General features: G+C 58.6%; 31 protein-coding genes. 19 read left to right on the top strand and 12 right to left on the bottom strand.

Annotated elements, in window-relative coordinates:
* Positions 1-214: 214 nt before the first annotated feature.
* Together ACIPL2_RS24120 and ACIPL2_RS24115 are read right to left on the bottom strand one after the other, a co-directional pair.
* Positions 215-1,435, bottom strand: a complete 1,221-nt coding sequence (locus tag ACIPL2_RS24120) for a CaiB/BaiF CoA transferase family protein (RefSeq protein ID WP_401360496.1) — start codon at positions 1,433-1,435, stop codon at positions 215-217.
* A gap of 13 nt (positions 1,436-1,448) precedes the next feature.
* Positions 1,449-2,630 carry an acyl-CoA dehydrogenase gene (locus tag ACIPL2_RS24115; protein ID WP_059405099.1) on the bottom strand — a complete coding sequence of 394 codons (1,182 nt, stop codon included), beginning with the start codon at positions 2,628-2,630 and terminating at the stop codon, positions 1,449-1,451.
* 157 nt (positions 2,631-2,787) lie between these two features.
* Between ACIPL2_RS24115 and ACIPL2_RS24110 the strand changes: the two genes are divergently transcribed.
* The 11 genes from ACIPL2_RS24110 to ACIPL2_RS24060 all read left to right on the top strand — a co-directional run bounded on the left by ACIPL2_RS24110 (position 2,788) and on the right by ACIPL2_RS24060 (position 12,882).
* Entirely contained in the window at positions 2,788-3,687 is a 900-nt protein-coding gene (locus ACIPL2_RS24110) for a LysR family transcriptional regulator (RefSeq protein ID WP_401360494.1), read from the top strand.
* Between the two features lie 434 nt (positions 3,688-4,121).
* Complete coding sequence (locus tag ACIPL2_RS24105; protein WP_401360492.1) at positions 4,122-5,243, top strand: Re/Si-specific NAD(P)(+) transhydrogenase subunit alpha; 1,122 nt, start codon at positions 4,122-4,124, stop codon at positions 5,241-5,243.
* 15 nt (positions 5,244-5,258) lie between these two features.
* Positions 5,259-5,582 (top strand): NAD(P) transhydrogenase subunit alpha, encoded by a 324-nt coding sequence (locus ACIPL2_RS24100; protein WP_003187010.1) that lies wholly within the window; start codon positions 5,259-5,261, stop codon positions 5,580-5,582.
* Entirely contained in the window at positions 5,582-7,018 is a 1,437-nt protein-coding gene (locus ACIPL2_RS24095) for an NAD(P)(+) transhydrogenase (Re/Si-specific) subunit beta (protein ID WP_401360490.1), read from the top strand. Before ACIPL2_RS24100 ends, ACIPL2_RS24095 begins: the two co-directional genes overlap by 1 nt.
* Positions 7,019-7,208: 190 nt before the next feature.
* Positions 7,209-8,702, top strand: coding sequence for an acetyl-CoA hydrolase/transferase family protein (locus tag ACIPL2_RS24090; protein WP_401360488.1), 1,494 nt, complete (start codon positions 7,209-7,211; stop codon positions 8,700-8,702).
* A 319-nt stretch (positions 8,703-9,021) separates the two neighbouring features.
* The gene (locus tag ACIPL2_RS24085) at positions 9,022-9,237 is read left to right on the top strand and encodes a DUF1127 domain-containing protein (protein ID WP_008154465.1); all 216 of its coding nucleotides are present in this window, start codon (positions 9,022-9,024) and stop codon (positions 9,235-9,237) included.
* A gap of 257 nt (positions 9,238-9,494) precedes the next feature.
* Positions 9,495-9,704 (top strand): DUF1127 domain-containing protein, encoded by a 210-nt coding sequence (locus tag ACIPL2_RS24080; protein WP_401360486.1) that lies wholly within the window; start codon positions 9,495-9,497, stop codon positions 9,702-9,704.
* Positions 9,705-9,849: 145 nt separating this feature from the next.
* Positions 9,850-10,167 carry a DUF2388 domain-containing protein gene (locus ACIPL2_RS24075; RefSeq protein ID WP_401360484.1) on the top strand — a complete coding sequence of 106 codons (318 nt, stop codon included), beginning with the start codon at positions 9,850-9,852 and terminating at the stop codon, positions 10,165-10,167.
* A gap of 106 nt (positions 10,168-10,273) precedes the next feature.
* Positions 10,274-10,582: a DUF2388 domain-containing protein gene (locus ACIPL2_RS24070; protein WP_401360482.1), complete on the top strand. Its 309-nt coding sequence runs from the start codon at positions 10,274-10,276 to the stop codon at positions 10,580-10,582.
* A gap of 27 nt (positions 10,583-10,609) precedes the next feature.
* Complete coding sequence (locus ACIPL2_RS24065; RefSeq protein WP_401360480.1) at positions 10,610-10,930, top strand: DUF2388 domain-containing protein; 321 nt, start codon at positions 10,610-10,612, stop codon at positions 10,928-10,930.
* On the top strand, positions 10,927-12,882 hold the full coding sequence (locus tag ACIPL2_RS24060) for a DUF4105 domain-containing protein (protein ID WP_401360478.1): 1,956 nt from the start codon (positions 10,927-10,929) through the stop codon (positions 12,880-12,882). The genes ACIPL2_RS24065 and ACIPL2_RS24060 overlap by 4 nt, the downstream gene beginning before the upstream one ends.
* A 60-nt stretch (positions 12,883-12,942) precedes the next feature.
* On the opposite strand, the gene ACIPL2_RS24055 is transcribed toward ACIPL2_RS24060, so the two are convergent.
* From ACIPL2_RS24055 to trpB, 3 genes are all read right to left on the bottom strand, one after another.
* A complete protein-coding gene (locus ACIPL2_RS24055; RefSeq protein ID WP_401360476.1) occupies positions 12,943-13,401 on the bottom strand; it encodes an anti-virulence regulator CigR family protein in 459 nt (152 codons plus the stop codon).
* Between the two features lie 121 nt (positions 13,402-13,522).
* The gene (gene trpA / locus ACIPL2_RS24050; protein ID WP_033059869.1) at positions 13,523-14,335 is read right to left on the bottom strand and encodes a tryptophan synthase subunit alpha; all 813 of its coding nucleotides are present in this window, start codon (positions 14,333-14,335) and stop codon (positions 13,523-13,525) included.
* Positions 14,335-15,555, bottom strand: a complete 1,221-nt coding sequence (gene trpB, locus ACIPL2_RS24045) for a tryptophan synthase subunit beta (protein ID WP_401360474.1) — start codon at positions 15,553-15,555, stop codon at positions 14,335-14,337. The genes trpA and trpB overlap by 1 nt, the downstream gene beginning before the upstream one ends.
* 126 nt (positions 15,556-15,681) lie before the next feature.
* Between trpB and ACIPL2_RS24040 the strand changes: the two genes are divergently transcribed.
* A complete protein-coding gene (locus tag ACIPL2_RS24040) occupies positions 15,682-16,575 on the top strand; it encodes a LysR family transcriptional regulator (RefSeq protein ID WP_401360472.1) in 894 nt (297 codons plus the stop codon).
* Here ACIPL2_RS24040 and ACIPL2_RS24035 read toward each other — a convergent pair.
* Positions 16,572-16,898: a YqjD family protein gene (locus tag ACIPL2_RS24035; protein ID WP_008027738.1), complete on the bottom strand. Its 327-nt coding sequence runs from the start codon at positions 16,896-16,898 to the stop codon at positions 16,572-16,574. The two genes, ACIPL2_RS24040 and ACIPL2_RS24035, sit on opposite strands and share 4 nt — an antisense overlap.
* A gap of 155 nt (positions 16,899-17,053) precedes the next feature.
* Here ACIPL2_RS24035 and ACIPL2_RS24030 point away from each other — a divergent pair, with 155 nt between their 5' ends.
* Positions 17,054-17,269: a dodecin gene (locus ACIPL2_RS24030; protein WP_401360470.1), complete on the top strand. Its 216-nt coding sequence runs from the start codon at positions 17,054-17,056 to the stop codon at positions 17,267-17,269.
* A gap of 124 nt (positions 17,270-17,393) precedes the next feature.
* Positions 17,394-17,615: a DUF1161 domain-containing protein gene (locus ACIPL2_RS24025; RefSeq protein ID WP_401360468.1), complete on the top strand. Its 222-nt coding sequence runs from the start codon at positions 17,394-17,396 to the stop codon at positions 17,613-17,615.
* A gap of 70 nt (positions 17,616-17,685) precedes the next feature.
* Here ACIPL2_RS24025 and ACIPL2_RS24020 read toward each other — a convergent pair whose 3' ends face one another.
* The gene (locus ACIPL2_RS24020; RefSeq protein ID WP_401360466.1) at positions 17,686-18,687 is read right to left on the bottom strand and encodes an LLM class flavin-dependent oxidoreductase; all 1,002 of its coding nucleotides are present in this window, start codon (positions 18,685-18,687) and stop codon (positions 17,686-17,688) included.
* Between the two features lie 242 nt (positions 18,688-18,929).
* Between ACIPL2_RS24020 and ACIPL2_RS24015 the strand changes: the two genes are divergently transcribed.
* Positions 18,930-19,361 carry an OsmC family protein gene (locus ACIPL2_RS24015; RefSeq protein WP_401360464.1) on the top strand — a complete coding sequence of 144 codons (432 nt, stop codon included), beginning with the start codon at positions 18,930-18,932 and terminating at the stop codon, positions 19,359-19,361.
* A 178-nt stretch (positions 19,362-19,539) separates the two neighbouring features.
* Positions 19,540-19,773: a DUF1161 domain-containing protein gene (locus ACIPL2_RS24010; protein WP_059403671.1), complete on the top strand. Its 234-nt coding sequence runs from the start codon at positions 19,540-19,542 to the stop codon at positions 19,771-19,773.
* Between the two features lie 6 nt (positions 19,774-19,779).
* Here ACIPL2_RS24010 and ACIPL2_RS24005 read toward each other — a convergent pair whose 3' ends face one another.
* A complete protein-coding gene (locus ACIPL2_RS24005) occupies positions 19,780-20,199 on the bottom strand; it encodes a hypothetical protein (protein WP_401360462.1) in 420 nt (139 codons plus the stop codon).
* Positions 20,200-20,241: 42 nt separating this feature from the next.
* Positions 20,242-20,664: a hypothetical protein gene (locus ACIPL2_RS24000; RefSeq protein ID WP_401360460.1), complete on the bottom strand. Its 423-nt coding sequence runs from the start codon at positions 20,662-20,664 to the stop codon at positions 20,242-20,244.
* Between the two features lie 60 nt (positions 20,665-20,724).
* Between ACIPL2_RS24000 and ACIPL2_RS23995 the strand changes: the two genes are divergently transcribed.
* Positions 20,725-21,801, top strand: a complete 1,077-nt coding sequence (locus ACIPL2_RS23995; RefSeq protein WP_401360458.1) for an aminopeptidase — start codon at positions 20,725-20,727, stop codon at positions 21,799-21,801.
* Positions 21,802-21,922: 121 nt separating this feature from the next.
* Here ACIPL2_RS23995 and ACIPL2_RS23990 read toward each other — a convergent pair whose 3' ends face one another.
* Positions 21,923-22,573, bottom strand: a complete 651-nt coding sequence (locus tag ACIPL2_RS23990) for an HAD family hydrolase (RefSeq protein WP_401360456.1) — start codon at positions 22,571-22,573, stop codon at positions 21,923-21,925.
* Between the two features lie 39 nt (positions 22,574-22,612).
* Positions 22,613-23,158 (bottom strand): gamma carbonic anhydrase family protein, encoded by a 546-nt coding sequence (locus tag ACIPL2_RS23985; protein WP_401360454.1) that lies wholly within the window; start codon positions 23,156-23,158, stop codon positions 22,613-22,615.
* Positions 23,159-23,220: 62 nt separating this feature from the next.
* On the opposite strand from ACIPL2_RS23985, the gene prlC reads away from it, so the two are divergent.
* Both prlC and ACIPL2_RS23975 read left to right on the top strand, forming a co-directional pair.
* Positions 23,221-25,299 carry an oligopeptidase A gene (prlC, locus tag ACIPL2_RS23980; protein WP_401360452.1) on the top strand — a complete coding sequence of 693 codons (2,079 nt, stop codon included), beginning with the start codon at positions 23,221-23,223 and terminating at the stop codon, positions 25,297-25,299.
* Positions 25,296-25,583 (top strand): YheV family putative zinc ribbon protein, encoded by a 288-nt coding sequence (locus ACIPL2_RS23975; RefSeq protein ID WP_059403677.1) that lies wholly within the window; start codon positions 25,296-25,298, stop codon positions 25,581-25,583. Before prlC ends, ACIPL2_RS23975 begins: the two co-directional genes overlap by 4 nt.
* Before the next feature lie 38 nt (positions 25,584-25,621).
* On the opposite strand, the gene ACIPL2_RS23970 is transcribed toward ACIPL2_RS23975, so the two are convergent.
* Positions 25,622-26,266: a dual specificity protein phosphatase family protein gene (locus ACIPL2_RS23970; RefSeq protein WP_401360450.1), complete on the bottom strand. Its 645-nt coding sequence runs from the start codon at positions 26,264-26,266 to the stop codon at positions 25,622-25,624.
* Positions 26,267-26,306: the final 40 nt, after the last annotated feature.

Below are 26,306 nucleotides of genomic sequence, written 5' to 3'. Positions count from 1 at the left end.
AAGCAACCTGCTGCCGAAAACTGCGTAACTCTTTGTTTACCAAGGAGTTTTCCGTTTCGACTGCGCCGGAAGTGGGGCGAATTATAGACACTCAGAATCTGCCGTCAACCCTTAATTCCGGCTTTCTATCAATAACGTGCAGATAGCCAGAAAACAGCCCGTTTCTCTTCTATAGGAGAGCAAACCACCCCTGCTATATAGATAGAAGGAACACTCAGAGCACCCCGGCCTCTTTGAAAGCAGCCACTGCGCCAGCATCCAGACCCAACACCCGCTGCAGAACCTGCAGCGTATGCTCACCTAACAATGGAGGTGCATTGCGGTACTCCACAGGCGTCTCGGACAAACGAATCGGACTGGCGACCTGGGGCACCATTCCTGCCAGCGCATGGGGCAACTCAATTGCCAACCCACGCGCCTTGACCTGCGGATCCTCAAACATCTGAGCCAGGTCATTGATAGGCCCGCACGGCACGCCAGCCTGCTCCAGCTGCAGCACCCATTCGGCAGTCGTCTTGAACACCGTCGCCTGGCGAATGAGTGGAATCAGAACCGCCCGATTCGCCACCCGCAGCTTGTTGGTCACAAAGCGCGGATCATCCGCCCACTGCGGCTGACCCGCCACTTCGGCAAATTTGCGGAACTGCCCGTCATTACCCACGGTAAGGATGAAGTCGCCATCCGCCGTAGGAAAGTCCTGATAAGGCACGATGTTCGGATGAGCGTTACCCAGGCGCTTGGGAGCAACGCCTGTCGTCAGATAGTTCATCGCCTGATTGGCCAGGCAAGCCACCTGAACATCCAGCAGCGCCATATCGATATGTTGACCGCCACCGTCGTGATCCCGATGTGCCAGCGCTGCCAGGATCGCCACCGTCGAGTAAAGCCCGGTCAAGATATCCGTCAGCGCCACGCCGACTTTCACCGGACCTGCGCCCTCATCACCTTCCGGTCGCCCCGTCAGGCTCATCAGACCGCCCAACCCCTGGATCATGAAGTCATAACCCGCACGCTTGGCGTACGGGCCGGTTTGGCCAAACCCGGTGATCGAGCAATAGATCAGATCCGGATTGATCGCCTTGAGCGATTCATAGTCCAGCCCATAGGCCGCCAGGCCACCGACCTTGAAGTTCTCGATCAAGATGTCCGACTTCGCCGCCAGCTCCCGCACCAGCCTCTGGCCTTCAGGCCGGGTGAAGTCGATGGTCACCGATTGTTTGTTGCGATTGGCCGACAAGTAATAGGCCGCTTCGCTGGTGTTCTCGCCATAGGCATCTTTAAGGAAGGGAGGCCCCCAGGCGCGCGTGTCATCGCCATTACCCGGGCGCTCGACCTTGATCACCTCGGCGCCAAGGTCAGCAAGGATCTGCCCGGCCCAAGGCCCGGCCAATACCCGCGATAAATCCAGTACCCGCAGATGCGATAGCGCGCCCATGGACGTTCTCCTATTAATAGAACGCCTGGAGGCCAGTCTGTGCACGACCGAGGATCAACGCGTGGACGTCGTGCGTACCTTCATAGGTATTCACCACTTCCAGGTTGACCAGATGGCGCGCCACGCCGAACTCATCGGAGATGCCGTTGCCACCCAACATATCGCGCGCCATGCGAGCGATGTCCAGGGACTTGCCGCAGGAGTTGCGCTTCATCATCGAAGTGATCTCGACCGCCGCAGTCCCTTCATCCTTCATGCGACCCAAACGCAGGCAGCCTTGCAACGCCATGGTGATTTCTGTCTGCATGTCGGCCAGCTTCTTCTGGATCAGCTGAGTAGCAGCCAATGGGCGACCGAACTGCTTACGATCGAGGGTGTACTGGCGGGCGGTATGCCAGCAGAACTCGGCAGCACCCAGCGCACCCCACGAGATGCCATAGCGTGCGGAGTTGAGGCAGGTGAACGGACCTTTCAGGCCGCGTACATCCGGGAAAATGTTTTCTTCAGGGACAAACACGTTGTCCATGACGATCTCGCCGGTGATGGACGCGCGCAAGCCGACCTTGCCATGAATCGCCGGAGCGCTCAGGCCTTTCCAGCCCTTCTCCAGAACGAAGCCGCGGATATCGCCCGCATCGTCCTTGCCCCAGACCACGAACACATCGGCGATCGGGCTGTTGGTGATCCACATCTTGCTGCCGGTGAGGCTGTAGCCGCCTTCCACTTTACGTGCACGCGTAATCATCGCACCCGGGTCGGAGCCGTGGTCAGGCTCGGTCAGACCGAAGCAACCAATCCATTCGCCCGAGGCCAGTTTCGGCAGGTACTTCTGCTTCTGCGCTTCGGTACCGAATTCATTGATCGGCACCATCACCAGCGAAGACTGCACGCTCATCATCGAGCGATAGCCCGAGTCGACGCGCTCGACTTCACGAGCGATCAGGCCGTAGCTGACGTAGTTCAGACCGCTGCCACCGTACTGCTCAGGAATGGTTGCGCCCAACAGGCCGACTTCACCCATCTCGCGGAAGATCGCCGGGTCGGTCTTTTCATGGCGGAAAGCTTCGAGAACACGCGGCGCGAGCTTCTGCTGAGCGAACTGCGCAGCCGTGTCACGGATCATGCGTTCTTCTTCGGTGAGCTGTTGATCCAGCAGCAGGGGATCGATCCAGTTGAAGCTAGCTTTACCGCCCATGAGTGTGTCCTCTCGAATCGAGTCAAATAACGTGGACTGATCCTAGGCCGGGTTCGGCGTTCCGGCAAACGAGGATTTTGCATACTGTTGTGCTAATTTCTCACTCCGAAACATCGCAAAAGAGCTTAGATGCGATGTATTAGTGAGGTTGACGTACATGCGCAGGAAAATACCCAGCACTACGGCCCTGATCAGCTTTGAAGCGGCCGCACGCCACGAAAGCTTCACCAAGGCGGCCCTGGAACTTTCGCTGACCCAAGGGGCTATTTGCCGACAGATCGCCAGCCTCGAGGAGTTCCTCGGCGTAGAACTGTTCCGACGCTCACGTCGCGGGGTCAAGCTGACGGAAGCGGGACTTTCCTACAGTCGACGAGTGGCCATCCAGCTCGATGCGGTCGAGCGCGACACCTTGTCCGTGATGGGTCAGCAAGGCGCCAACGTGATCGAACTGGCGGTGGTCCCGACGTTTGGCACTCAATGGCTGTTGCCTCGGCTCAAGGATTTCCAGCAAAAACACCCTGAGGTGACGGTCAACCTCACGAACCGTACGCGGCCCTTCCTGTTTGCTGACACCGACTTCGATGCCGCCATCTACTTCGGCGACGCGGATTGGTCTGGTACCGAATCCCACAGGCTGATGGGGGAAAATCCGATGCCGGTGTGCAGCCCCAATCTGCTGGGGAAAAGCACACACCTGACGCCCGGTGAAATCGCCGAATTACCCCTGCTGCAACAGACCACGCGCCCTTATGCCTGGCGCCAGTGGTTCAACTCGCAACACCTTAATATCCCGCGAGACATGACAGGGCCGCGCTACGAGCTATTCTCCATGCTTGCCCAGGCCGCCATGCACGACATGGGCATCGCGTTGATTCCGCCCTTCCTGATTCAACGCGAACTGGCCGAGAAGCGCCTGGTGATCGCCAACGCCCAGGCACTCTCCAGCATCAAGGCTTATTACCTGATGATTCCTGAGCGAAAGGTGGAATCGGCCTCTTTACGGGCTTTTCGCGATTGGCTGGTCAATCAGGCACAGAGCTACAACCTAGAAGGATAAAGGCCCACAGCAACTATCTGACCTCGTAGTCAGATAAATAAAAGCCCTACAGATATAAGTATTTGTCGCATTTTGACAGACTGTACTGACAAGCAGCACAAACGTCCCACAAGCGCCTGAAGACGTGGCCTTGAGCCTCTATTACAAAGCGATGACGCTTCATTCACCGCGCCGATGTGTAAATTCTTGAAATTTGTCGAAAAACCTTACAGGCCACAGCCAGCAAGGGATTGCACCGAATAGTGCGACATTCGGTCACGGGGTGACTTGTAGTTAATTTTCCGTCACCCGTCATAAACCCTTGAAGGGCACAAAGTTCGCCTGCAAAATGCCGCGCCCCGCCCTGATTTAGCGGGATCGTGCTGATCGGCCGCCCCAGCCGCACCATCCGTAGTGCATGGGTTTACTCAATAAGATCACGCAGGAGATTTGACGTGCACATTGGTGTTCCTCTCGAAACCCAGACGGGTGAAACACGGGTTGCTGCAACCCCGGAAACCATCAAGAAGCTGATCGGCCAGGGTCATAAAGTCACTGTGCAAAGCGGCGCCGGCATTAATGCCAGTGTTGTCGACAGTGCTTATGAAGCGGCAGGCGCAACGATTGGCAGTGCCAACGATGCGTTTGGTGCCGAGCTGATTCTCAAGGTGGTCGCCCCCAGCGACAGCGAGCTGACGCTGATAAAGAGCGGCACCGTTGTGGTGGGAATGCTCAATCCGTTCAGCAATGAAACCATCGCCAAGCTGGCCGAGTGCGGCATTACCGCGTTTGCGCTGGAAGCCGCGCCGCGTACCTCCCGTGCCCAGAGCCTGGATGTGCTGTCCTCCCAGGCGAACATCGCCGGCTATGAAGCCGTGTTGCTGGCCGCTCACCACTACCCACGCTTCATGCCCATGCTGATGACGGCTGCGGGCACCGTGAAAGCGGCGCGGGTGCTGATTCTTGGCGCTGGCGTGGCGGGTTTGCAGGCGATCGCTACCGCGAAACGCCTGGGTGCCGTGATCGAAGCGTCCGACGTACGTCCGGCGGTAAAAGAGCAGATCGAATCCCTCGGTGCCAAATTCGTCGATGTGCCGTACGAGACCGATGAAGAGCGCGAATGCGCCGTCGGTGTCGGCGGTTACGCGCGACCAATGCCTGCCAGCTGGATGCAACGCCAGGCCCTGGCCGTGCACGAACGCGCCAAGCAGGCTGACATTGTCATCACCACTGCACTGATCCCGGGCCGCAAGGCACCGACGCTGCTGAGCGCGGAAACCGTGGCGCAGATGAAACCGGGCTCGGTGGTCATCGACCTCGCAGCAGCCCAGGGCGGTAACTGCCCGCTGACCGTGGCCGACCAGGTTGTGGTCGAGAATGGCGTGACCATTTGCGGACCGACCAATCTGGCCGGTGCGGTCGCGGCAGATGCTTCGGCCCTGTACGCGCGCAACCTGCTGGACTTCCTGAAGCTGGTCTTCAACAAAGAAGGCCAGTTCGAGATCAACCTCGAAGACGACATCGTCGCCGCGTGCCTGATGTGCCGCGACGGCCAAGTCATCCGCAAAAACGCCTAAGCAGGGATTCAGACGATGGAAGAGCTTATCTCCCCCGGTATCTACAACCTGATCATCTTCGTGCTGGCGATTTATGTCGGTTATCACGTGGTCTGGAACGTTACACCTGCACTGCACACGCCACTGATGGCGGTGACCAACGCAATCTCGGCGATCGTGATCGTCGGCGCCATGCTGGCGGCGGCTTTGACCGTGACGCCACTGGGCAAGACCATGGGCACCCTGGCGGTGGCTCTGGCGGCGGTGAACGTATTCGGTGGCTTCCTGGTGACCCGCAGGATGCTTGAGATGTTCAAGAAAAAAGCCCCGAAAGCCGTAAAAGAAGAGGCGCCTAAGTAATGAGCATGAACCTTGTCACGACGCTCTACTTGATCGCGTCGATCTGCTTCATCCAGGCCCTCAAAGGCCTGTCGCATCCGACCACGTCGCGACGCGGCAACGTGTACGGCATGCTCGGCATGGCACTGGCGATCCTCACCACCGTTGGCCTCATCTATAAGCTGGGCGCTGAGCTCGCGACTGCCGGGATCGGTTACGTCATCGTCGGCCTGCTGGTTGGCGGCACCGCTGGCTCGATCATGGCCAAGCGCGTTGAAATGACCAAGATGCCGGAACTGGTCGCGTTCATGCACAGCATGATCGGTATGGCGGCGGTGTTCATTGCTATTGCTGCTGTCGTTGAACCGCAATCGCTGGGTATCGTCAAGCAACTGGGTGATGCGATTCCTGCCGGCAACCGTCTGGAACTGTTCCTCGGCGCGGCCATTGGTGCAATCACCTTCTCCGGTTCGGTGATCGCCTTCGGCAAGTTGTCGGGCAAGTACAAGTTCCGCCTGTTCCAGGGCGCACCGGTACAGTTCGGCGGCCAGCACAAGCTGAACCTGGTGCTGGGCCTGGCGACGCTGATACTTGGTGTGACCTTCATGCTGACGGGCAACCTGAGCGCCTTCGCGCTAATGCTGGCCCTGGCCTTCGTACTCGGCGTGCTGATCATCATCCCGATTGGTGGCGCCGACATGCCGGTCGTGGTGTCGATGCTCAACAGCTACTCCGGCTGGGCAGCGGCAGGTATCGGCTTCTCGCTGAACAACTCGATGCTGATCATCGCAGGCTCCTTGGTCGGTTCGTCCGGTGCGATCCTCTCGTACATCATGTGCAAGGCGATGAACCGCTCGTTCTTTAACGTACTGCTCGGTGGTTTCGGCAACACTGCGGATGCGGCTGGTCCTGCTGGTTCGAAAGAAGCTCGCCCGGTTAAATCCGGTTCGGCTGACGACGCAACCTTCCTGCTGACCAACGCCGACACCGTGATCATCGTTCCGGGCTACGGCCTGGCAGTGGCACGGGCACAGCACGCGCTGAAAGAGCTGACCGAGAAGCTGACTCATCGCGGCGTGACCGTGAAGTACGCGATCCACCCGGTTGCCGGTCGGATGCCTGGCCACATGAACGTGCTGCTGGCCGAGGCCGAAGTGCCTTACGACCAGGTGTTCGAGATGGAAGACATCAACTCCGAGTTCGGCCAGGCCGACGTGGTGCTGGTGTTGGGCGCCAACGACGTGGTCAACCCGGCCGCCAAGAACGACCCGAAATCGCCGATTGCCGGCATGCCGATTCTGGAAGCGTTCAAAGCCAAGACTATCATCGTCAACAAGCGCTCGATGGCCAGCGGCTATGCCGGTCTGGACAACGAACTGTTCTACCTCGACAAAACCATGATGGTCTTCGGCGACGCCAAGAAAGTCATCGAAGACATGGTCAAAGCCGTCGAGTAAAACCTGCTCCAACGCAATACCCCAAACCTCAGCCTTTAGTAGGCTGGGGTTTTTTATTGCCCGCGATATGCCCCTCCAACCCGACCAAAGGCTCTAAATCAGGGGTCTGCATTCGACCATGGTAGCGGGAGGAATTTTTTTGAAATCACTAGACTGCGTACCTTGCTTCCGTTGCCCGAGATAACAATCCATGTACCGTGATCGTATTCGCTTGCCTTCGTTGTTGGATAAAGTGATGAGCGCCGCTGATGCTGCCGCTCTGATTGAGGACGGCATGACCGTCGGCATGAGTGGTTTCACTCGCGCTGGCGAAGCCAAAGCCGTGCCCCATGCATTGGCCGAACGCGCCAAAATCACCCCGCTGAAAATCACCCTCATGACCGGCGCGAGCCTGGGCAACGACCTCGATAAACAGCTCACCGAAGCCGGCGTATTGTCACGGCGCATGCCGTTCCAGGTCGACAGCACCCTGCGCAAGGCGATCAACGCCGGCGAAGTGATGTTCATTGACCAGCACCTGTCGGAAACCGTGGAGTCGCTGCGTAACCAGCAACTCAAACTGCCGGACATCGCGGTGATTGAAGCCGTGGCCATCACTGAGCAAGGCCACATCGTGCCAACCACCTCCGTGGGTAACTCGGCCAGCTTCGCGATTTTCGCCAAACAGGTAATCGTCGAGATCAACCTGGCGCACAACCCGAACCTGGAAGGTTTGCACGACATCTATATCCCGACTTACCGGCCGACCCGTACGCCGATTCCACTGGTGAAGGTCGACGATCGGATTGGCAGCACCGCCATCCCGATCCCGCCGGAAAAGATCGTCGCGATCGTCATCACCAACCAGTCCGACTCGCCATCCACCGTGTTGCCACCGGACGTGGATACCCAGGCCATTGCCGATCACCTGATCGACTTCTTCAAGCAGGAAGTGGCGGCTGGACGCATGACCAACAAGCTTGGCCCGCTGCAAGCCGGTATCGGCACCATTGCCAACTCGGTGATGTGCGGCCTGATCGATTCGCCGTTCGAAGACCTGACGATGTACTCCGAAGTGCTGCAGGACTCGACCTTCGACCTGATCGACGCTGGCAAGCTGAGCTTTGCGTCGGGCAGTTCGATTACCTTGTCGGCCCGTCGCAACACCGACGTGTTCGGCAACCTGGAGCGCTACAAGGACAAACTGGTGCTGCGCCCGCAAGAAATTTCCAACCACCCGGAAGTGGTGCGTCGGCTCGGCATCATTGGTATCAACACCGCGCTTGAGTTCGACCTGTACGGCAACGTCAACTCCACGCACGTCTGCGGCACGCGGATGATGAACGGGATTGGCGGCTCGGGCGACTTTGCGCGCAACGCGCATCTGGCGGTTTTCGTGACCAAGTCGATCGCCAAGGGCGGCGCGATCTCCAGCGTCGTGCCGATGGTCAGCCACGTTGACCACACAGAGCATGACGTCGACATCCTCGTCACCGAGGTAGGCCTGGCCGACCTGCGTGGCCTGGCACCGCGTGAACGGGCTCGCGTCATCATCGACAACTGTGTGCACCCGGACTATCGCCAGGCACTGGACGACTACTTCACCGCTGCTTGCGCCGTTGGTGGACACACCCCGCACATCCTGCGTGATGCCCTGAGTTGGCACATCAACCTGGAAGAAACCGGGCGAATGCTGGCGGTGTAATTGGTACAGATAGCAGCTGACGCAAACACAGTTTCGTCAGCTTGCTGTTGCAAGACCAGATACTGAATAAAACTGTACTGCTGTACCGGTCTTTTCCTACCGTAATTGCCTATCTTTCCAAGTCAAACAGCCAAAAACGCACCATACAAGTGCAGATAGGTACAGTTGCCTCAATTTTGACCAGTACACCGCTGATTAACAGTTAACTGGTCCCTCACAATACAGGTGAACTGTATCTACAGAGACTAGCCAAACGAGAGGATCATTGGCATCAGTTAAACCACTACCTAATCCCGCCATAAGCGGAAGGATGTCAACCATGGAACGTACACTCAGTTCCGAGCTGTTTTTCGAAGACAACGCTGTAAAGACCCAGGCTTCCACGCCTCTTCGCGTTCTCGCCAACCTGATGTTGTGGCAGCGCCGCATCTCCAGCCGCCATCAACTGGCTCGTCTGGATTCGCGTCTGCTGGCTGACGCCGGGATTAGCGAAGCACAACGCTACGAAGAGCTGAGCAAGCCGTTCTGGCGCTAAGTAGCGTCGCTGGCTCTGACCTGTAGGGTCCACCGCCAGCAACCCGAATTGAACAAACAAAACCCGTCGTGGGAAACCACGACGGGTTTTGTCGTTTTGGGCCATCAATACGACCACACAATAGGGATAGCAGCGAACCGGTACAGTTTCTTATATATCGAAACTGAACCAGTACAATATCAGCCGAGTGTGTCTGGCCTGGACTGGCGTTGGGGATCAACATGAACCCCTCAACCTGCCAGCAAAAGGACTGCGCCATGAATCAACTACTGGATGTTTCCGTTCCCACAGCGCAAACGAAGCTTCGCTTCCTCTGGCTTAGTCAATTGTCGAGGTCTCTCGCCAACAGCCTGGAAAGGGCCAGAACCCGGCGTTTACTGGGCCAACTCGATGAGCATCAACTCTCGGACCTGGGCATCAGCCTCGCGGATCGGCTCAACGAATTGGATAAACCGTTCTGGCGTTAGCGACCTGTGTGAGCAGACAGGACTGTTCGAACTGACGCGCTCAGGCCTAATATCAAGTCAGAACGTGGCGCACACCGCGCTGAAGGCGTCTGATCTTACAGATACCGCGCCACCTCTTAATCGGTTTATCCAAAGGAGTTACACCATGTCCCGTCTTCGTCTGCTCAGCGCTGCAGCCCTGCTTGCCGTGGCTGCCAATTCCCACGCCACCAGCTTTATCGTGACCACCGATGCCGTCGTCAACGCACTCAAGGCCACATCTGATGCGACCTCCGATGTCACCTCGTCCTTTCGCGATGACAAAATCGTGCGCGCTGCCCGTGACGACGCCGCCAGCTTCGTCGCCAGTGAAGGCGCCATTCGCGGCGTGAAACTGGAAAGCGCTCTCGACCACATTCGCCACCAGGCACCTGCACTGAACGCGACTGACGCACAGCTGGCCCAGGCCATCCTGACCATCTAAGTAACGCACTGACGTGGGACGCGCCTGTCGTGTCCCAATGTTTCTGCGCTGGCTCTAAACCGGGCGTTGCGCTAGCCTTTGGACTCGCCTTCAACTGTCGAGTCTCATGCGTTTTATTTCGAACCCATTGATCACTTCAGTATTGGTGACGGCCTGCTGGACGGGCTCGGCCAATGCGCTCGATGTGTCTACACAAGGCCTTGTGGCCACCGGCTATGCCACAACCATGGTGACTGCCGCACCCTTCGACCGTAAGCTGCTGCTCGCAGCCCATGATGACGCAGCAGCGTTCATCGCCAGTGACGGTCAGCTGCGAGGCGCACAATTGGAGTCGGCCCTGGATTATCTGCGCCGCACCCAGCCAAAACTTCATGCAAGCGACCTTGAACTGGCGCAGGCAATTCTCGTCCAATAGTTATCCTTGTTCTTGCGGAGTCGTTCCATGCGTAGCCCACTGATTGCTGCCACCCTCGGCCTGTTGTTGTTGGCCGATATGGCCCAGGCGCAAACCCTGGTAGCCACCAGTAACATCCTCATCAACGCCACCCGGCGTACCCTTGATTTCACCTCCGATACCACGACGTCCATCCGTGACTCGAAAATCGTTCGTGAAGCTCATGATGATGCCGCCAGTTTCGTCGCCAGCGATGGCGACATTCGCGGCGCGCACCTGGAAGCAGCCTTCAACACGTTGCGCACCCGCGTGCCGGAAGCCCGCGATGCCAGTGATCAGGTCCTCGCCGAAGCCATCCTCGCACTGTGAGGTTCCCAAGCACCTGGCTGTTGGCCGGGGTCATGTTGCTGCTCGGCAACACGGCCCAGGCTGGCCTGCAATTAAAGCTCAAGACCGAGGGTCTGAGCCCCGCGCAACAGCAGGCCAGCCAGGCACTGCTCGATGAAGCCATGCAGGCATTGCCGCCGCGGTTCATCGAGGAACTTGACCGGCGTATCGACGTCGGCTGGACCGATGACATGCCGGGCAACGCCTATGGCCAGGCGTCGCTGGTGTCCGAACTCGATCTGAACCGCAACCTGCTCGCCAGCCTCACCGATGGCACTGCCGCGACGAAGAAGACTTATCGCCCCCACGGCACCGTCCGCCGGGAAATGCTCGCCACGGTGCTGCATGAACTCACCCACATTTACGACCGGTCGCGCCTGTGGCCAGACGCCGAGCGCACACTGATCCAGCGTTGCACCCGACGCAACAGCAGCTCGGGGCTGGTCGGTATCCCGGATCAATGCCGTGGTCAATCCGCCCGGCGCTTTACCCTCAGCGATGACCCGCGCCTGCTCGACCTCGCGGGTTGGCCGCAATACGTTGGCCGCCGTGGCGAACGTGAACAGTACAACCGGCAGATCGCCCGCAGCCCGGACATTTACGAAACGAGCAGTCCCAAAGAGTTCGTCGCGGTCAACATGGAGTACTTCCTCCTCGACCCGAGCTACGCCTGCCGACGCCCTGCGCTGTACCGCTATTACAAAGAACATTTCGGCTGGGCGCCCGCCGCCAAAGACACCTGCGGTAAATCCTTCGCCTTCCTGAATGCCGGCAATGATTTCGCCCGACAACCCTTGGGCCAGGTCGACCCGGAACGGGTTTACGCCATCGACTATCTGCTGGCCGAAGCCAACCAGAACTGGGTCAGCCGCTGGGGCCACAGCATGTTGCGCCTGGTGATCTGCGCGCCTGGCCGGCCACGCGGGCCGGATTGCCGACTGGATCTGGACCAGCATCTGGTGTTGTCGTATCGCGCCTTCGTCGGTGACGTACAACTGTCGAGCTGGGATGGATTGGTCGGTAAATACCCGTCGCGCCTTTTTGTCCTGCCGCTGGCTCAAGTGATCGACGAATACACCAAGACCGAATTGCGCAGCCTGGCCTCTGTGCCGCTGAACCTGTCGCGTAACGAAATCGAGGATGTCGTGGAACACGCCGCCGAGATGCACTGGAGTTACGACGGCAACTATTTCTTTCTTTCCAACAACTGTGCTGTGGAAGGCCTGAAACTGCTGCGCAGCGGCACCAACAATTCGCAACTGGTCGGACTCGACAGCATCATGCCCAACGGCTTGCTGGAGGTGCTCAAGGGCCGCGGGTTGGCGGACACCAGCGTACTGGACGATCCCCGCGAAGCCCTGCGCCTGGGCTATCGCTTCGACTCTTTCCGCGATCGCTATCAAGCCATGTTCGACGTGCTGAAAAAGCACTTGCCAATCAAACAGGAAAAAGTCGAAGACTGGCTGGCCTTGAAGGCCGAAGAACGCCGCAAGTGGGTTGAGCAGGCTGACTTGCGCACCAGCGCGGCGTTGCTATTACTGGAGCAGGCAGCCTTCCGCCAGCAATTGGTACTGGCTCAGGACGAAGTGAAGCAACGCTATCTGGGCGCGCGGAAGAACGGCGGCATGGATAAGGCCAACGCAACCTTGCAACAGATTCTGGCCAATAGCGGCTTCCTCAGTCGTCCGGCGGAACTGCTCGGGACGGGTGGATATGGGTTGCCCCAGCCCAATGAATGGCAGCGCCTGGAATCGGAAAGCAACCTGCGGCAGAAACAGCTTCAGGTGTTGACCGGGGATCTGGACAAGGAAGTGAGAGCGCTGCTCGAACCAAGCCGTGCGGCTGAAATGGCCGCCAATGAAGCCAACCTGAAGCAGATTGGCGAGCATTTGAGAAAGTTGCACAAGGCGTCGGGTGGGCTGGAGTTGCCCTGACAAACAAAAGATCGCAGCCTTTCGGCTGCGATCTTTTTCATGGCGCTGCACTTCTACCGATTAGTACAAAACCCCTTCGAGCACTTCATACACGATCCCGGTTCCTACAGCGATCAGCACAATATCGCCTCCCGCGCGACGCCATTCGTACCCTGGGTAATACGGCAGCCGACCCAAGGCGCGATTGTCCAGGCGTTCGCCGTAATAACCGTGAGGCAACGGCCGACCTCGGACCAGATGAATGCCTGGAGGTGGCGGCGCACCGCGAACGAAATAGCCGTGATTATCGTGGATAGTCTGGCGCACCGGACCGAAGTCACGCGGAGGAGGACCACCGCGATGGTTGTCCTGGCGACCACGGTGGTCATCGCCATGGTTGTCAGCATGATTATCGTATTGGCCCTGCTGTGGGCCGCCGTGGTCGTGATCGTCGCGCTGATCGGCGCTGGCATTCAGCAACGGGGTGGCACTGAGCATCAGTACACCCAGGCTGGCAATCAGACGTTTCGGCATTTTCATCAGGTCATTCCTCACTGCACATACAGCAAAAAGGGCCTCAGAACGTAGTCCTGAAGCCCTCGGTCTTGCTGTTTAGTCTGTGCCGCGAGGCTCTAATTCCTCTGTATCAGGAACTTTACCTTTAGCTGACGCGCGCCTTACGCACACCTTCTGCCAATGCCGAGCAAAGGCTCAACACGCCATCGATCGCCTGGTCCGGCGTCGAGGCATTGGCGATGTGATCGATCAGTGCCGAACCCACCACCACACCGTCAGCCAGACGAGCGATGGACGCCGCCTGCTCTGGCGTGCGAATGCCGAAGCCGATGCTGATCGGCAAATCGGTGTGGCGACGCAGACGGGCAACCGCTTCTTCAACGTGTTCCAGCGTGGCCGCGCCCGCACCGGTCACACCGGCGACAGACACGTAGTAGACGAAACCGGAGCTGCCGTTCAGCACGGTCGGCAGGCGCACATCATCGGTGGTCGGCGTGGTCAGGCGGATAAAGTCCAGGCCTGCTGCCTGCGCCGGATCGCACAGCTCACCGTTATGCTCGGGCGGCAGATCGACCACGATCAGGCCATCCACACCGGCCTCTTTGGCATCGGCAATGAAACGCGGCACGCCGTACATGTGAATCGGGTTGAAGTAACCCATCAACACCAGCGGCGTCTCGGTATTGCCTTCACGAAATTCACGGACCATTTGCAGGGTTTTCGCCAGGTTCTGCTTGGCACCCAGGGCGCGGATGTTCGCCAGCTGGATCGCCGGGCCATCGGCCATCGGATCGGTGAAGGGCATGCCCAACTCGATCACATCGGCGCCAGCACCGGGCAAGCCTTTGAGGATCGCCAGGGAAGTGTCATAGCTCGGGTCGCCGGCGGTCACAAATGTCACCAGGGCGGCGCGGTTCTGTTCCTTGAGTTCGGCAAAACGCGTTTGCAGGCGGCTCATCAGTGTTTCTCCTGCTGGGATTGTTCCATGTGGTGCATCACGGTTTGCATGTCTTTGTCGCCACGACCGGACAGGTTGACTACCATCAGGTGATCTTTCGGCAGGTTCGGTGCACGTTTAAACACCTCGGCCAAGGCATGGGCGCTTTCCAGTGCAGGAATAATCCCTTCCAGGCGGCAGCATTTATGGAATGCATCAAGGGCTTCGTCGTCAGTCACCGAGGTGTACTGGACGCGGCCGATGTCGTGCAACCAGGCGTGTTCAGGACCAATACCTGGATAGTCGAGGCCGGCAGAGATCGAATGAGCGTCGATGATCTGGCCGTCGTCGTCCTGCAACAGGAAGGTGCGGTTGCCGTGCAGTACACCCGGAACGCCGCCGTTCAGGCTGGCCGCGTGCTTGCCGGTTTCAATACCGTAACCGGCCGCTTCGACACCGATGATCTCAACACTCTTGTCATCGAGGAACGGGTGGAACAGGCCCATCGCATTGGAGCCACCGCCGATGCACGCCACCAGGCTGTCCGGCAGGCGGCCTTCCTGGTCTTGCAGCTGAGTACGGGTTTCCTTGCCGATAACGGCCTGGAAGTCGCGAACCATGGCGGGGTACGGGTGCGGACCGGCAACCGTGCCGATCAGGTAGAACGTGCTGTCGACGTTGGTCACCCAGTCGCGCAGCGCTTCGTTCATCGCATCTTTCAGGGTGCCGGTGCCGGCCACGACCGGGATCACTTCAGCGCCCAACAGCTTCATGCGGAACACGTTGGCTTGCTGGCGTTCGATGTCGGTGGTGCCCATGTAGATCACGCAGTCCAAGCCGAAACGCGCAGCCACGGTGGCGGTCGCCACGCCGTGCATGCCGGCGCCGGTCTCAGCGATGATGCGTTTCTTGCCCATGCGCCGCGCCAGCAGGATCTGGCCGATGCAGTTATTAATCTTGTGCGCGCCGGTGTGGTTCAGCTCTTCACGCTTGAGGTAAATCTTCGCGCCGCCGCAGAACTCGGTCAGACGTTCGGCGTAATACAGTGGGCTTGGACGTCCGACGTAATCACGCTGGAAGTAGGCCAATTCTTCTTTGAATGCCGGATCTTCCTTGGCCGCTTCATATTCACGGGCCAGGTCGAGGATCAACGGCATCAGGGTTTCGGCGACGTAGCGGCCGCCGAACGCGCCAAACAGGCCGTTGGCGTCGGGGCCGTTGCGCAGATTAGTCTGGGTCATGGGTCGCTCCAGTTGAATGTGTGAAATGAAGCTGTTGAAAAGAGAGTGGGCTTAACTCTACCCCTGACGCCCCCGGCTGAAAACCGATAAGATCGCCACAACCTGTCAGGAAAACTCACAGATCCCATGAGCCACGACCTTCCGCCGCTGAACGCCCTTCGCGCCTTCGAAGCCACGGCTCGCCTGAACAGCGTCAGCCAGGCCGCCGAGCAGCTGCACGTCACCCATGGCGCGGTCAGCCGCCAGCTGAAAGTGCTGGAAGAGCACCTCGGCGTCAGCCTGTTCGTCAAGGATGGTCGCGGCCTGAAACTCACAGATGCCGGTGTTCGTTTGCGTGATGCCAGTGGCGAGGCGTTCGAACGTCTGCGTACAGTCTGTGCCGAACTGACCCAAAGCACCGCCGACGCGCCGTTCGTGCTCGGCTGTTCGGGAAGCCTGCTGGCGCGCTGGTTTATCCCGCGCCTGGGACGCTTGAATGCTGATTTGCCTGATCTGCGCCTGCACCTGTCGGCGGGAGAAGGTGATCTCGATCCGCGTCGGCCAGGGCTGGATGCCTTGCTGGTATTTGCCGAGCCACCATGGCCGGCGGACATGCAGGTCTACGAATTGGCCAGCGAACGCATCGGCCCGGTCATGAGCCCACGGTTTGCCGGTTACGAACGGCTGCGAGACGCGCCGGCGAACGCGCTGCTGTGCGAACCTTTACTGCACACCACATCACGGCCACAAGCCTGGCCGAGTTGGGCGCAGCAAAGCGGCCTCGACGCCAAGGCGTTGAAGTTCGGTCAGGGTTTTGAGCATTTGTATTATTTGCTGGAAGCAGCCGTCGCTGGCCTGGGTGTGGCCATTGCACCTGAGCCGCTGGTGGCCGAAGACTTGAAAGCCGGTCGCCTGGTTGCGCCATGGGGTTTCAGTGAAACCCCGGCGCAACTGGCGTTGTGGCTACCCAAGCGCGCCGCGGACGGGCGCGCTCGGCAGTTGGCGCAGTGGCTTAAAAACGAGCTGCGCCAAACAGATTAGTCACCGCGTTTGCACAGCAGGTAAGCCGCGAGCAGACCCAATGCACCCACCGCGACACCGGCCGTAGTCCACGGGTGTTCCTGGGCGTAGTCCCGAGTCGCGATCCCGGTTTCGCGGGTTTTGACTTTGACTTCTTCGTACGCGTCGCTGAGCAAATGACGCGAATGTTTCAGCGCACTCTCTGCGTTGGCTTTCAAAGCCTTGAGCGTTTTACGCGACTCGTCCGAGGCGTCGTCTTTCAGATTTTCCAAAGACTTCAGCAGACTCTCGATTTCGGCTTCCATGCTTTGCAATGAGGCTTTACGTAAAGAGGTGTTGGCCATGGTGGCTCTCCTGCATTGATTGAGTTGCGTGTGTTGGTTGGGACTTCAGGGGTTCGAGAAAGTGCAGTAAATCTGAACTTCTCTCTCGGATTGGCCGACAGAAGAAATACGAAAAATCACTGCTAGGCTGTATTTCACACCCTGAGGAGAACGCCATGACTGACCATCACACCTATAAAAAAGTCGAGCTGGTCGGCTCGTCCACCAGCAGCATTGAGGACGCGATCAACAACGCGCTGGCCGAAGCCAGTAAAAGCCTGAAATACATGGAATGGTTTGAAGTGACCGAAACCCGCGGCCACATCAAGGATGGCAAGGCTGCGCATTTCCAGGTGACGCTCAAAGTCGGGTTCCGGATTGCCACCAGCTGAGTTTGAGCTAGTCTTCTGAACTTGCGCACCGGCCGAGTGCCATAGGGAAAATGGCACAGCGCTACTCGAGTGCCTCCGGCTGATGGCTGGAAGCTCCCTTTGATACGACCAGGTATTGCGACCGATGAAGAAGTTTATTTTGGCAGTAGGTTTGTTGAGCCTTGCGGGTGCAGCGATGGCTGACGGCAAGTCGTGCGAAGAGTTGAAGGCCGAAATCGCCGCGAAACTGGACGCCAAGGGCGTTTCTGGGTATTCACTGGAAATCGTCGATAAAGGCGCAGAAGCCGGTGGGAAAATCGTCGGTACGTGTGAAAAGGGCACCAAGCTGATCGTCTACAAAAGGTAGGTTGTTGCCATCGTGTTCATAAAAAAGCCGACGCGATTGCGTCGGCTTTTTTGTACGCGTCGTTTGAGCGTCAGCCCTTCATCTCCTGCGCCAACAGCTCGTAGGAATGAATACGATCGGCATGTTCGTACAGGTCGCAGGTAAAAATCAGCTCGTCCGCCTGGGTCTGCTCGATCAGCACCTCCAGTTTGGCGCGGATTTTCTGCGGGCTGCCGACCATGGCAAGCCCGAGGAAATCGCCGACTGCTTCTTTCTCATGAGGCAGCCACAAGCCGTCCATGGTTTTCACCGGCGGACGTTGCACCAGACTCTGGCCACGCATCAGGGCGAGAATCCGCTGGTAGACCGACGTTGCCAAGTAATCAGCCTGTTCGTCGGTGTCGGCGGCCACCAGCGGCACGCCGAGCATTACGTAGGGCTTATCCAATACGGCTGAAGGCTTGAAGTGATTGCGATAGACGCGAATGGCCTCATGCATGAAGCGCGGTGCGAAATGCGAGGCAAAGGCGTAGGGCAAACCGCGTTCGCCGGCCAGTTGGGCACTGAACAGGCTCGAACCCAACAGCCAGACCGGAACATTGGTGCCGGTACCCGGCATCGCGATGATCCGCTGATCAGGGGTGCGCGGGCCGAGGTAGCGCATCAGTTCCGCCACGTCTTCCGGGAAGTCATCGGCGCTGCCCGAGCGTTCACGGCGTAGCGCGCGGGCGGTCATCTGATCAGAACCGGGGGCGCGGCCCAGACCCAGGTCAATCCGGCCCGGGTACAGACTTTCGAGCGTGCCGAACTGCTCCGCGATCACCAGCGGTGCGTGGTTAGGCAACATGACGCCACCCGAACCGACACGAATCGTCGAGGTGCCGCCGGCCAGGTAACCGAGCAGTACCGAGGTCGCGGAACTGGCGATGCCATCCATATTGTGGTGTTCGGCCACCCAGAAGCGGTTGTAGCCGAATTTTTCGACGTGCTGCGCCAGGTCCAGGGAATTGCGCAGCGACTGGGCCGCGCTGCCGTTTTCCCGCACGGGCACCAGATCGAGGGTTGAAAACTTGATATCGGACATTCGTTTCATAAACCTGCTTCTCCCATTTGAGTGCGCAGGTTTTTTCTTGGGAACGAAAACCTGCCGAATCCATAAGCGTGTTTCATGCAATGAGGGCATATACCCGAGTTTCAATAGCAGAGACAAAATTCCTACAGAATTTGCGGACCGATCAGATGAGGTGAACTTTGCACCACGGTCTATCCTCAGAACCCTAGCGACCGAAAACCACGAAGGCGCGACGCTTCGCGCCGGATCTTGAGGAGGCAGACATGGCTATCACGAAGAAAGCATCGGCTCATTGGGAAGGTGATCTGAAAACCGGCATCGGCTCGATTTCCACAGAAACCGGTGTCCTCAGAGAAGCACCCTACGGCTTCAAGGCGCGTTTCGAAGGCGGCAAGGGCACCAACCCGGAAGAACTGATCGGCGCGGCCCACGCGGGCTGTTTCTCCATGGCGTTTTCAATGATTCTCGGTGATGCCGGCCTCAAGGCGGACAGCATCGATACCAATGCCGAAGTCACTCTGGTTCAGGTGGACGGTGGTTTTTCGATCACCGCGGTGAAATTGATCCTCAAGGCGAAAATCCCCGGTGCCACTCAGGCGCAATTCGAGGAACTGAGCAACAAGGCCAAGGAAGGTTGCCCGGTGTCCAAAGTGCTGAATGCGAAGATCAGCCTGGAGGCGACGTTGGTCAACTGATCGGCGCCGACGCCTTCGCGAGCAGGCTCGCGAAGGCGATCTAATAAACGACACCACCCAAACGGCTAAACCTGAGGTTTGTGAGCGATATCAGAACTCGCTTTGCGAAACTGTGGTCGAATTATTGACAGCAGCAAAAACGCATTTCGGTGCGCGCTGCCTCAAAGGAGCTTCAACCATGAAACGTTTTGCCTTGGCGGTTATCTGTTGCGCGCTGGCCACATCGGCCCTGGCGGCACCGAAATCCTGTGAAGAACTCAAGGCCGAAATCGAAGCCAAGATCCAGGCCAACAACGTCTCTTCTTACACCCTGGAAATCGTCACCAATGACGAAGTGCACGATCAGAACATGGTCGTTGGCTCGTGCGAAAACGGCACCAAGAAAATCATCTACCAGAAAAACGACCGCTGATTTTCCTCACATGAGGCAATAAGACTCTCGATCTTCAGCGACGATTTCGCGCTTGGCGTTGTACAACCGGGCGCCGGGCGTAAACGCTATTGACTGGCCAACCAGCACATAACGCTGGCCTGCTTCGAAATTGTCGTAGTTGATGGTCAGGTAGCACAGCCGTTCCGTGGGGCTCATCGTACTCAACCCCCCGCCACCGGGAACTTCAAAGTCGAATCGAACGATCAGCTCATGGCTGCCGGGCGTGACCTGGAAAAAACGCCCGTCGCGCAATCGCTGTTTGTCCAGTCGCTCGGCCATCAGCAATTTATCGTTAGGGAACGGCGTAGAGAACTCGACCCAGGCCATCTGCGGGTTAACCGCCGGCAATGGGCTCTGGCAACCGGCAACGACACTTGCAGCGAGCAACAGCATCAACCTGCTCATGATGAATGTCCCAAACAATTGGTCCATTGAGCATAACGCCGATCAGCTACGTTGGCAGCCTGCCGGTGTGCCTTGGCCAATCACTTTTCGCTGCTGATCATAGAGCTTGAGCCACGGACGAAAGCCGATATTCCCCGCTTGCAGCTGATAGCGTTCGCCGGCGTTGAAGCCCTTGAATTTCACATTCATCTGACAGTCACGCCACAGCGGCTCGGCGTCGGGGCCGATATTGGTCGGCTGGACCGGGAATTGATAACGAACTGTCAGTTCATGGCTGCCGGGCTGAACCTCGAAATAGCGCTTGTCGGTGGTGGCCTGGTTATCGACCCCCAGCGCCAGCAAGGCCGTGTCCTCCTGTTTAGAATCCAGGTCGATCCACGCTTGTGCCGGATCATGAGGGGGTAATCCGAAACCAGCACAACCTGCCAACATCAGCAGGCTTCCTGTCAGCATCAACATGCGCATAGCGGAGCTCCAGTCAGGCGGGATAGTCTTGCGGGCAGACTCTCCAGGGAAGATTTTATTTTGATCAGGCCGCTTCCAAGCCTTGGGTTACTTGATCGCGTTTTTCGCATTTTGTTTCCGGGTGTGTTGTTTTTATTGCTCAACGGCTGCGCCAGCGTCAGCTACTACGGTCAGTTGGCCAGTGGTCAGCTGCAATTGCTGCGGGCGCGGGAGCCAGTTGCCAAGGTGATTGCCGATCCCGGGCGTGATCAACAATTGCGTGCGCACCTGACTCAATCGCAAAAGGCCCGGACGTTCGCCAGCCAACAGCTGCATCTGCCGGACAACCAGAGCTATCGCCTGTACGCCGACATTGGCCGGCCGTTCGTGGTCTGGAATGTCTTCGCCACGCCGGAATTTTCCCTGACGCCGCAGAATCATTGCTTCCCAGTCGCCGGTTGCGTCGCCTATCGCGGCTATTACAGCCAGAGCGCCGCCCGTGGCGAGGCCGCCTTGCAACGCCTGCAAGGTATGGACGTTTCGATTGGCGGGGTCGAGGCTTATTCGACGCTCGGCTGGTTCAACGATCCGATTATCAGCTCGATGATGGGCTGGGGCGACGAACGATTGGCCACGCTGATCTTTCATGAGCTGGCCCATCAGCGCTTCTATGTGAAGGACGACACCGAATTCAACGAGTCTTTCGCCACCTTCGTCGAGCAGGAAGGCACCCGCCAATGGCGCGCCGAACGCGGCCTGGCGCCGGAAAACGGCGAACAGGCGCGACACCGCGACCAGTTCATTCAGCTGGTTTTGGATACCCGCACACGATTGGAACGGCTTTACGCACTGCCGCTGCCGGCAGAACAGATGCGTCAGCGCAAAGCCGCCGAGTTCGAGCGATTGCGACGTGAATACCGGCAGCTGCGCGACAGCCAATGGGCCGGTGACAAGCGCTATGACGCCTGGATCAATGCCCCGATGAACAATGCCCGGTTGCTGCCATTTGGCCTGTATGACCAATGGGTGCCGGCGTTTGCCACGTTGTTCAGGCAAGTGGATGGGGATTGGGTGAAGTTTTATGCGGCGGTCGAGAAGCTGGGGGCGTTGCCGGTTGGCGAGCGTAAGGCGGCGCTGAAGGTTCTGGCGGGGTCATAAAATTTCGGTGGCGGGCGGGCCTCTTCGCGGGCAAGCCCGCTCCCACAGTGTTCGTGGCGAGCACAAAATAGGTGAACGCCATTGGATGTGTGGGAGCGGGCTTGCCCGCGAATGGATGTGATCAGCGCTGCAAAAACGCCTGATGCATCTCGTCCAGCGTCTCGAAGTGATAGGCCGGTGCTTCTGCGCTCAATTCTTCCCGGCTGCCAAAACCATAACCAACGGCTGCGGCGTCCAGACCATTACTGCGCGCGCCGATCAAGTCGTGTTTGCGGTCGCCGATCATCAAGGTGTTGGCCGGGTCCAGGCCTTCTTCGGCCATCAGGTGGGCAATCAGCTCGACTTTATTCGTGCGGGTTCCGTCCAGTTCGCTGCCGTAGATCACTTTGAAGTGTTTGGCGAAGTCGAAGTGTCGGGCGATTTCCCGGGCAAAGATCCATGGCTTGGACGTCGCGATGTACAGCTGGCGCCCTTGCCCGCCAAGGGTTTCCAACAGCGGCGTGACGCCGTCAAAGACGCGATTCTCGTACAGGCCGGTGACCTTGAAGCGTTCACGGTAAAAGTTGACCGCCTCCCAGGCCTTGGCTTCGTCGAAATCGTAGAACTGCATGAACGCCTGCAACAACGGCGGGCCGATGAAGTGCTCAAGTTTGGTCAGGTCAGGCTCGTCGATCCCCAATTTGCTCAAGGCGAACTGGATCGAACGGGTGATTCCTTCGCGCGGGTCGGTCAGGGTGCCATCGAGGTCGAACAAAACGGTTTGGTAATGCATGAAAATTCCTGAGCAATAGCGAGACGCTTTATTAGAGGCTTAGAGCGAGTCGTAGCCTTCGGCAAGATGCAGGTCCTTCAGCTTCACGTAATTCGCTGCGCTGTAGGTGAAAAAGGCTTTTTCCTTGTCCGTCAGCGGCCGAACCTGTTTCACCGGACTGCCCACATAAAGGAAACCGCTTTCCAGGCGCTTGCCTGGGGGCACCAGGCTGCCGGCGCCGATAATCACATCGTCCGCGACCACTGCACCGTCCATCACAATGCTGCCCATGCCGATCAAAACCCGACTGCCCACCGAGCAACCGTGAAGCATGACCTTGTGAGCGATGGTCACATCGTCGCCGATCAGCAACGGGAAGCCATCGGGATTGAACGGCCCGGCGTGGGTAATGTGCAACACGCAGCCGTCCTGCACGCTGGTGCGCGCACCAATGCGGATGCGGTGCATGTCGCCTCGGATCACCGTCAGCGGCCAAACGGAGCTGTCTTCGCCGATTTCGACGTCGCCGATCACCACCGCCGAGCCGTCGACAAAAGCGCCTTTGCCGAGCAGCGGCATGTGGTTCTGATACTTGCGAAGGGTCACGATAGGGTTTCTCTCTGTTGCTGATAGCTGCGGTGAGCGTCGATTGTAATTAAGATGGCTCCATGTTTCTTCCAGCCAAGGTGCCAACCGTGAGCGTGAACAACCCTCTTTTGCAGTCCTACGACCTGCCGCCGTTCTCGGCGATCCGTGCCGAACACGTGCAACCGGCCATTGACCAGATCCTGGCTGACAACCGTGCCGCCATTATCGAGATCCTCAAGACCCAGGGCAAACAACCGACCTGGGCCGGCCTGGTGCTGGCGATGGATGAACTCAATGACCGTCTGGGCGCGGCCTGGAGCCCGGTCAGCCACCTGAATGCCGTGTGCAACAACGCCGAGCTGCGTGAAGCCTACGAGTCCTGCCTTCCAGCATTGAGCGCCTACTCTACCGAGCTGGGCCAGAATCGCGAACTGTTCGAAGCCTTCGAAGCCCTGGCCAGCAGCCCGGAAGCTGCCGGTTTTGATGTGGCGCAGAAAACTATCCTGGAACACTCCCTGCGTGACTTCCGTCTGTCGGGTATCGACCTGCCGGAAGCCGAACAAAAGCGTTACGCCGAAGTGCAGAGCAAATTGTCGGAGCTGGGCAGCCGCTTCTCCAACCAGTTGCTCGACGCGACTCAGGCCTGGACCAAGCATGTCACCGATGAAGCAACCCTGGCAGGCCTGACCGATTCGGCCAAGGCGCAGATGGCTGCCGCCGCCCAGGCCAAAGACCTGGACGGCTGGCTGATCACTCTGGAATTCCCGAGCTACTACGCGGTGATGACCTACGCCCAGGACCGCAACCTGCGCGAAGAAGTTTACGCAGCGTACTGCACCCGCGCGTCGGATCAGGGCCCGAATGCCGGTCAGAACGATAACGGCCCGGTCATGGAAGAAATCCTCGACCTGCGTCAGGAACTGGCCAGGCTGTTGGGTTTCGCCAGCTTTTCGGAGCTGAGCCTGGCCACCAAAATGGCTGAATCGAGCGATCAGGTTCTCAGTTTCCTGCGTGATCTGGCCAAGCGCAGCAAACCATTCGCCGCCCAGGATCTGCAGCAGCTCAAAGCCTACGCCGCCGAACAAGGCTGCCCGGATCTGCAAAGCTGGGACAGCGGTTTCTACGGCGAAAAACTTCGCGAGCAGCGCTACAGCGTGGCCCAGGAAGCTCTTCGCGCCTACTTCCCGATCGACAAGGTGTTGGGTGGCTTGTTCGCCATCGTTCAACGTCTGTACGGCATCGAGATCGCCGAACTGAAAGGCTTCGACACCTGGCATCCGGATGTTCGCCTGTTCGAAATCAAGGAAAACGGCCAGCACGTCGGGCGCTTCTTTTTCGACCTGTATGCCCGCGCGAACAAGCGCGGCGGTGCCTGGATGGACGGCGCACGTGACCGTCGTCGTACGATTGAAGGCGTACTGCAAAGCCCGGTGGCCAATCTGGTGTGCAACTTCACCCCGGCCGACAGCGGCAAGCCTGCGCTGCTGACCCACGATGAAGTGACCACTCTGTTCCACGAGTTCGGCCATGGCCTGCATCACCTGCTGACCCGCGTCGAACACGCCGGCGTGTCCGGCATTAACGGCGTGGCGTGGGATGCGGTCGAGTTGCCAAGCCAGTTCATGGAAAACTGGTGCTGGGAGCCGGAAGGCCTGGCGCTGATTTCCGGTCATTACGAAAGCGGCGAACCGTTGCCTCAGGACCTGCTGGAGAAAATGCTCGCGGCGAAGAACTTCCAGTCCGGCCTGATGATGGTTCGCCAATTGGAGTTCTCGCTGTTCGACTTCGAACTGCACGCCACCCACGGCGACGGCCGCAGCGTGCTGCAAGTGCTCGAAGGTGTGCGCGATGAGGTCTCGGTCATGCGTCCGCCGGCCTACAACCGCTTCCCGAACAGTTTCGCCCACATCTTCGCCGGCGGTTACGCGGCGGGTTACTACAGCTACAAGTGGGCTGAAGTGCTGTCGGCCGATGCCTTCTCGAAATTCGAAGAAGAGGGCGTACTCAACGCCGACACCGGTCGCGCGTTCCGCGAGGCGATCCTGGCGCGCGGTGGTTCTCAGGAGCCGATGGTGCTGTTCGTCGACTTCCGCGGACGTCCGCCGTCGATTGACGCACTCTTGCGCCATAGCGGCCTGAGTGAGGTCGCGGCAGCATGAGTGAGGGTCCTGTGATTACCAAAAGACGCTTTATCGCCGGGGCGGTCTGCCCGGCCTGCAGCGAGCCGGACAAGTTGATGATGTGGAACGAAGACGAAGTCCCGCATCGTGAATGCGTGGCCTGCGGTTATTCCGACACGTTGAATGAACAAGGCCTGTCCGTGCCCAAGGAGTTGGGCACGCGGGTTAACACTTCAGCGTTGAAAGTGCCGGACGCCAAGGTTCAGGCCGTGCAGTTTTTCCCGAACCCAAAGCTGAAGAAAAAGCCTGACGAGCAGCACTGATAGCTGCCCCCTCACTGTGCAATGCAGTGGGGGGCAATTTATTCAACGTGGGCCGACTTGAACCAGCTTTTCATCGAGCACGCGGCAAACGGGCTGGTACTGCAATCGCCGTTGGCCAGCGCCGTGCGAAGCTTGTCGACATCGGCCTGCATCATGTAACGAACACCGTCCTTGAAATGGGTACTGTCGCCAAAACCGCCCTGGGTCATTTCGCTCAGCGCATCATCCTTGCTCCAACCCTGCACCACCACACGGTACATCGCGGCCATCAGGCCGGTGCGGTCCGAACCATGTTTGCAGTGCATCAGTACCGGGCCTTTGGCTTCGGCGGCTTGAATGGTGCGCAAGGCCTTGATTACATCCGCGTCATCCACGTGATTGGTGCGATAAGGCAGTTGTACCTGTGCGATATCTGGCGTGGATAACCAGCTTGAATCCGATTCGGGCAGGAAATTGATAACGGTGGCGATCTTGAGCTTTTGCAGTAATGACACGGCACCCTGGTCTGGTAGTGCGCTTCGATAGAGCGTCGGCGACATTTGATAGAGGTTGTATTGCACCTCGACGGATTGAGCCCACTCCGCAGGACGGTGCAAAGCGGTGTCGTCAGCGTGAGCCAGGGTCTGGTTGAAAATTGCGACCAGCGATAGGCATATCGCAGGGATACAGCGCGGTAGTGACATGCTTGGGTGACCGTTCAGAGAGTCTGGATGTTGGCATCCA

Origin of the sequence: Pseudomonas sp. NPDC086251, assembly GCF_044746405.1 — a bacterium.
GTDB lineage: Bacteria > Pseudomonadota > Gammaproteobacteria > Pseudomonadales > Pseudomonadaceae > Aquipseudomonas.
This window is presented reverse-complemented; position numbering and strand designations above follow the sequence as displayed.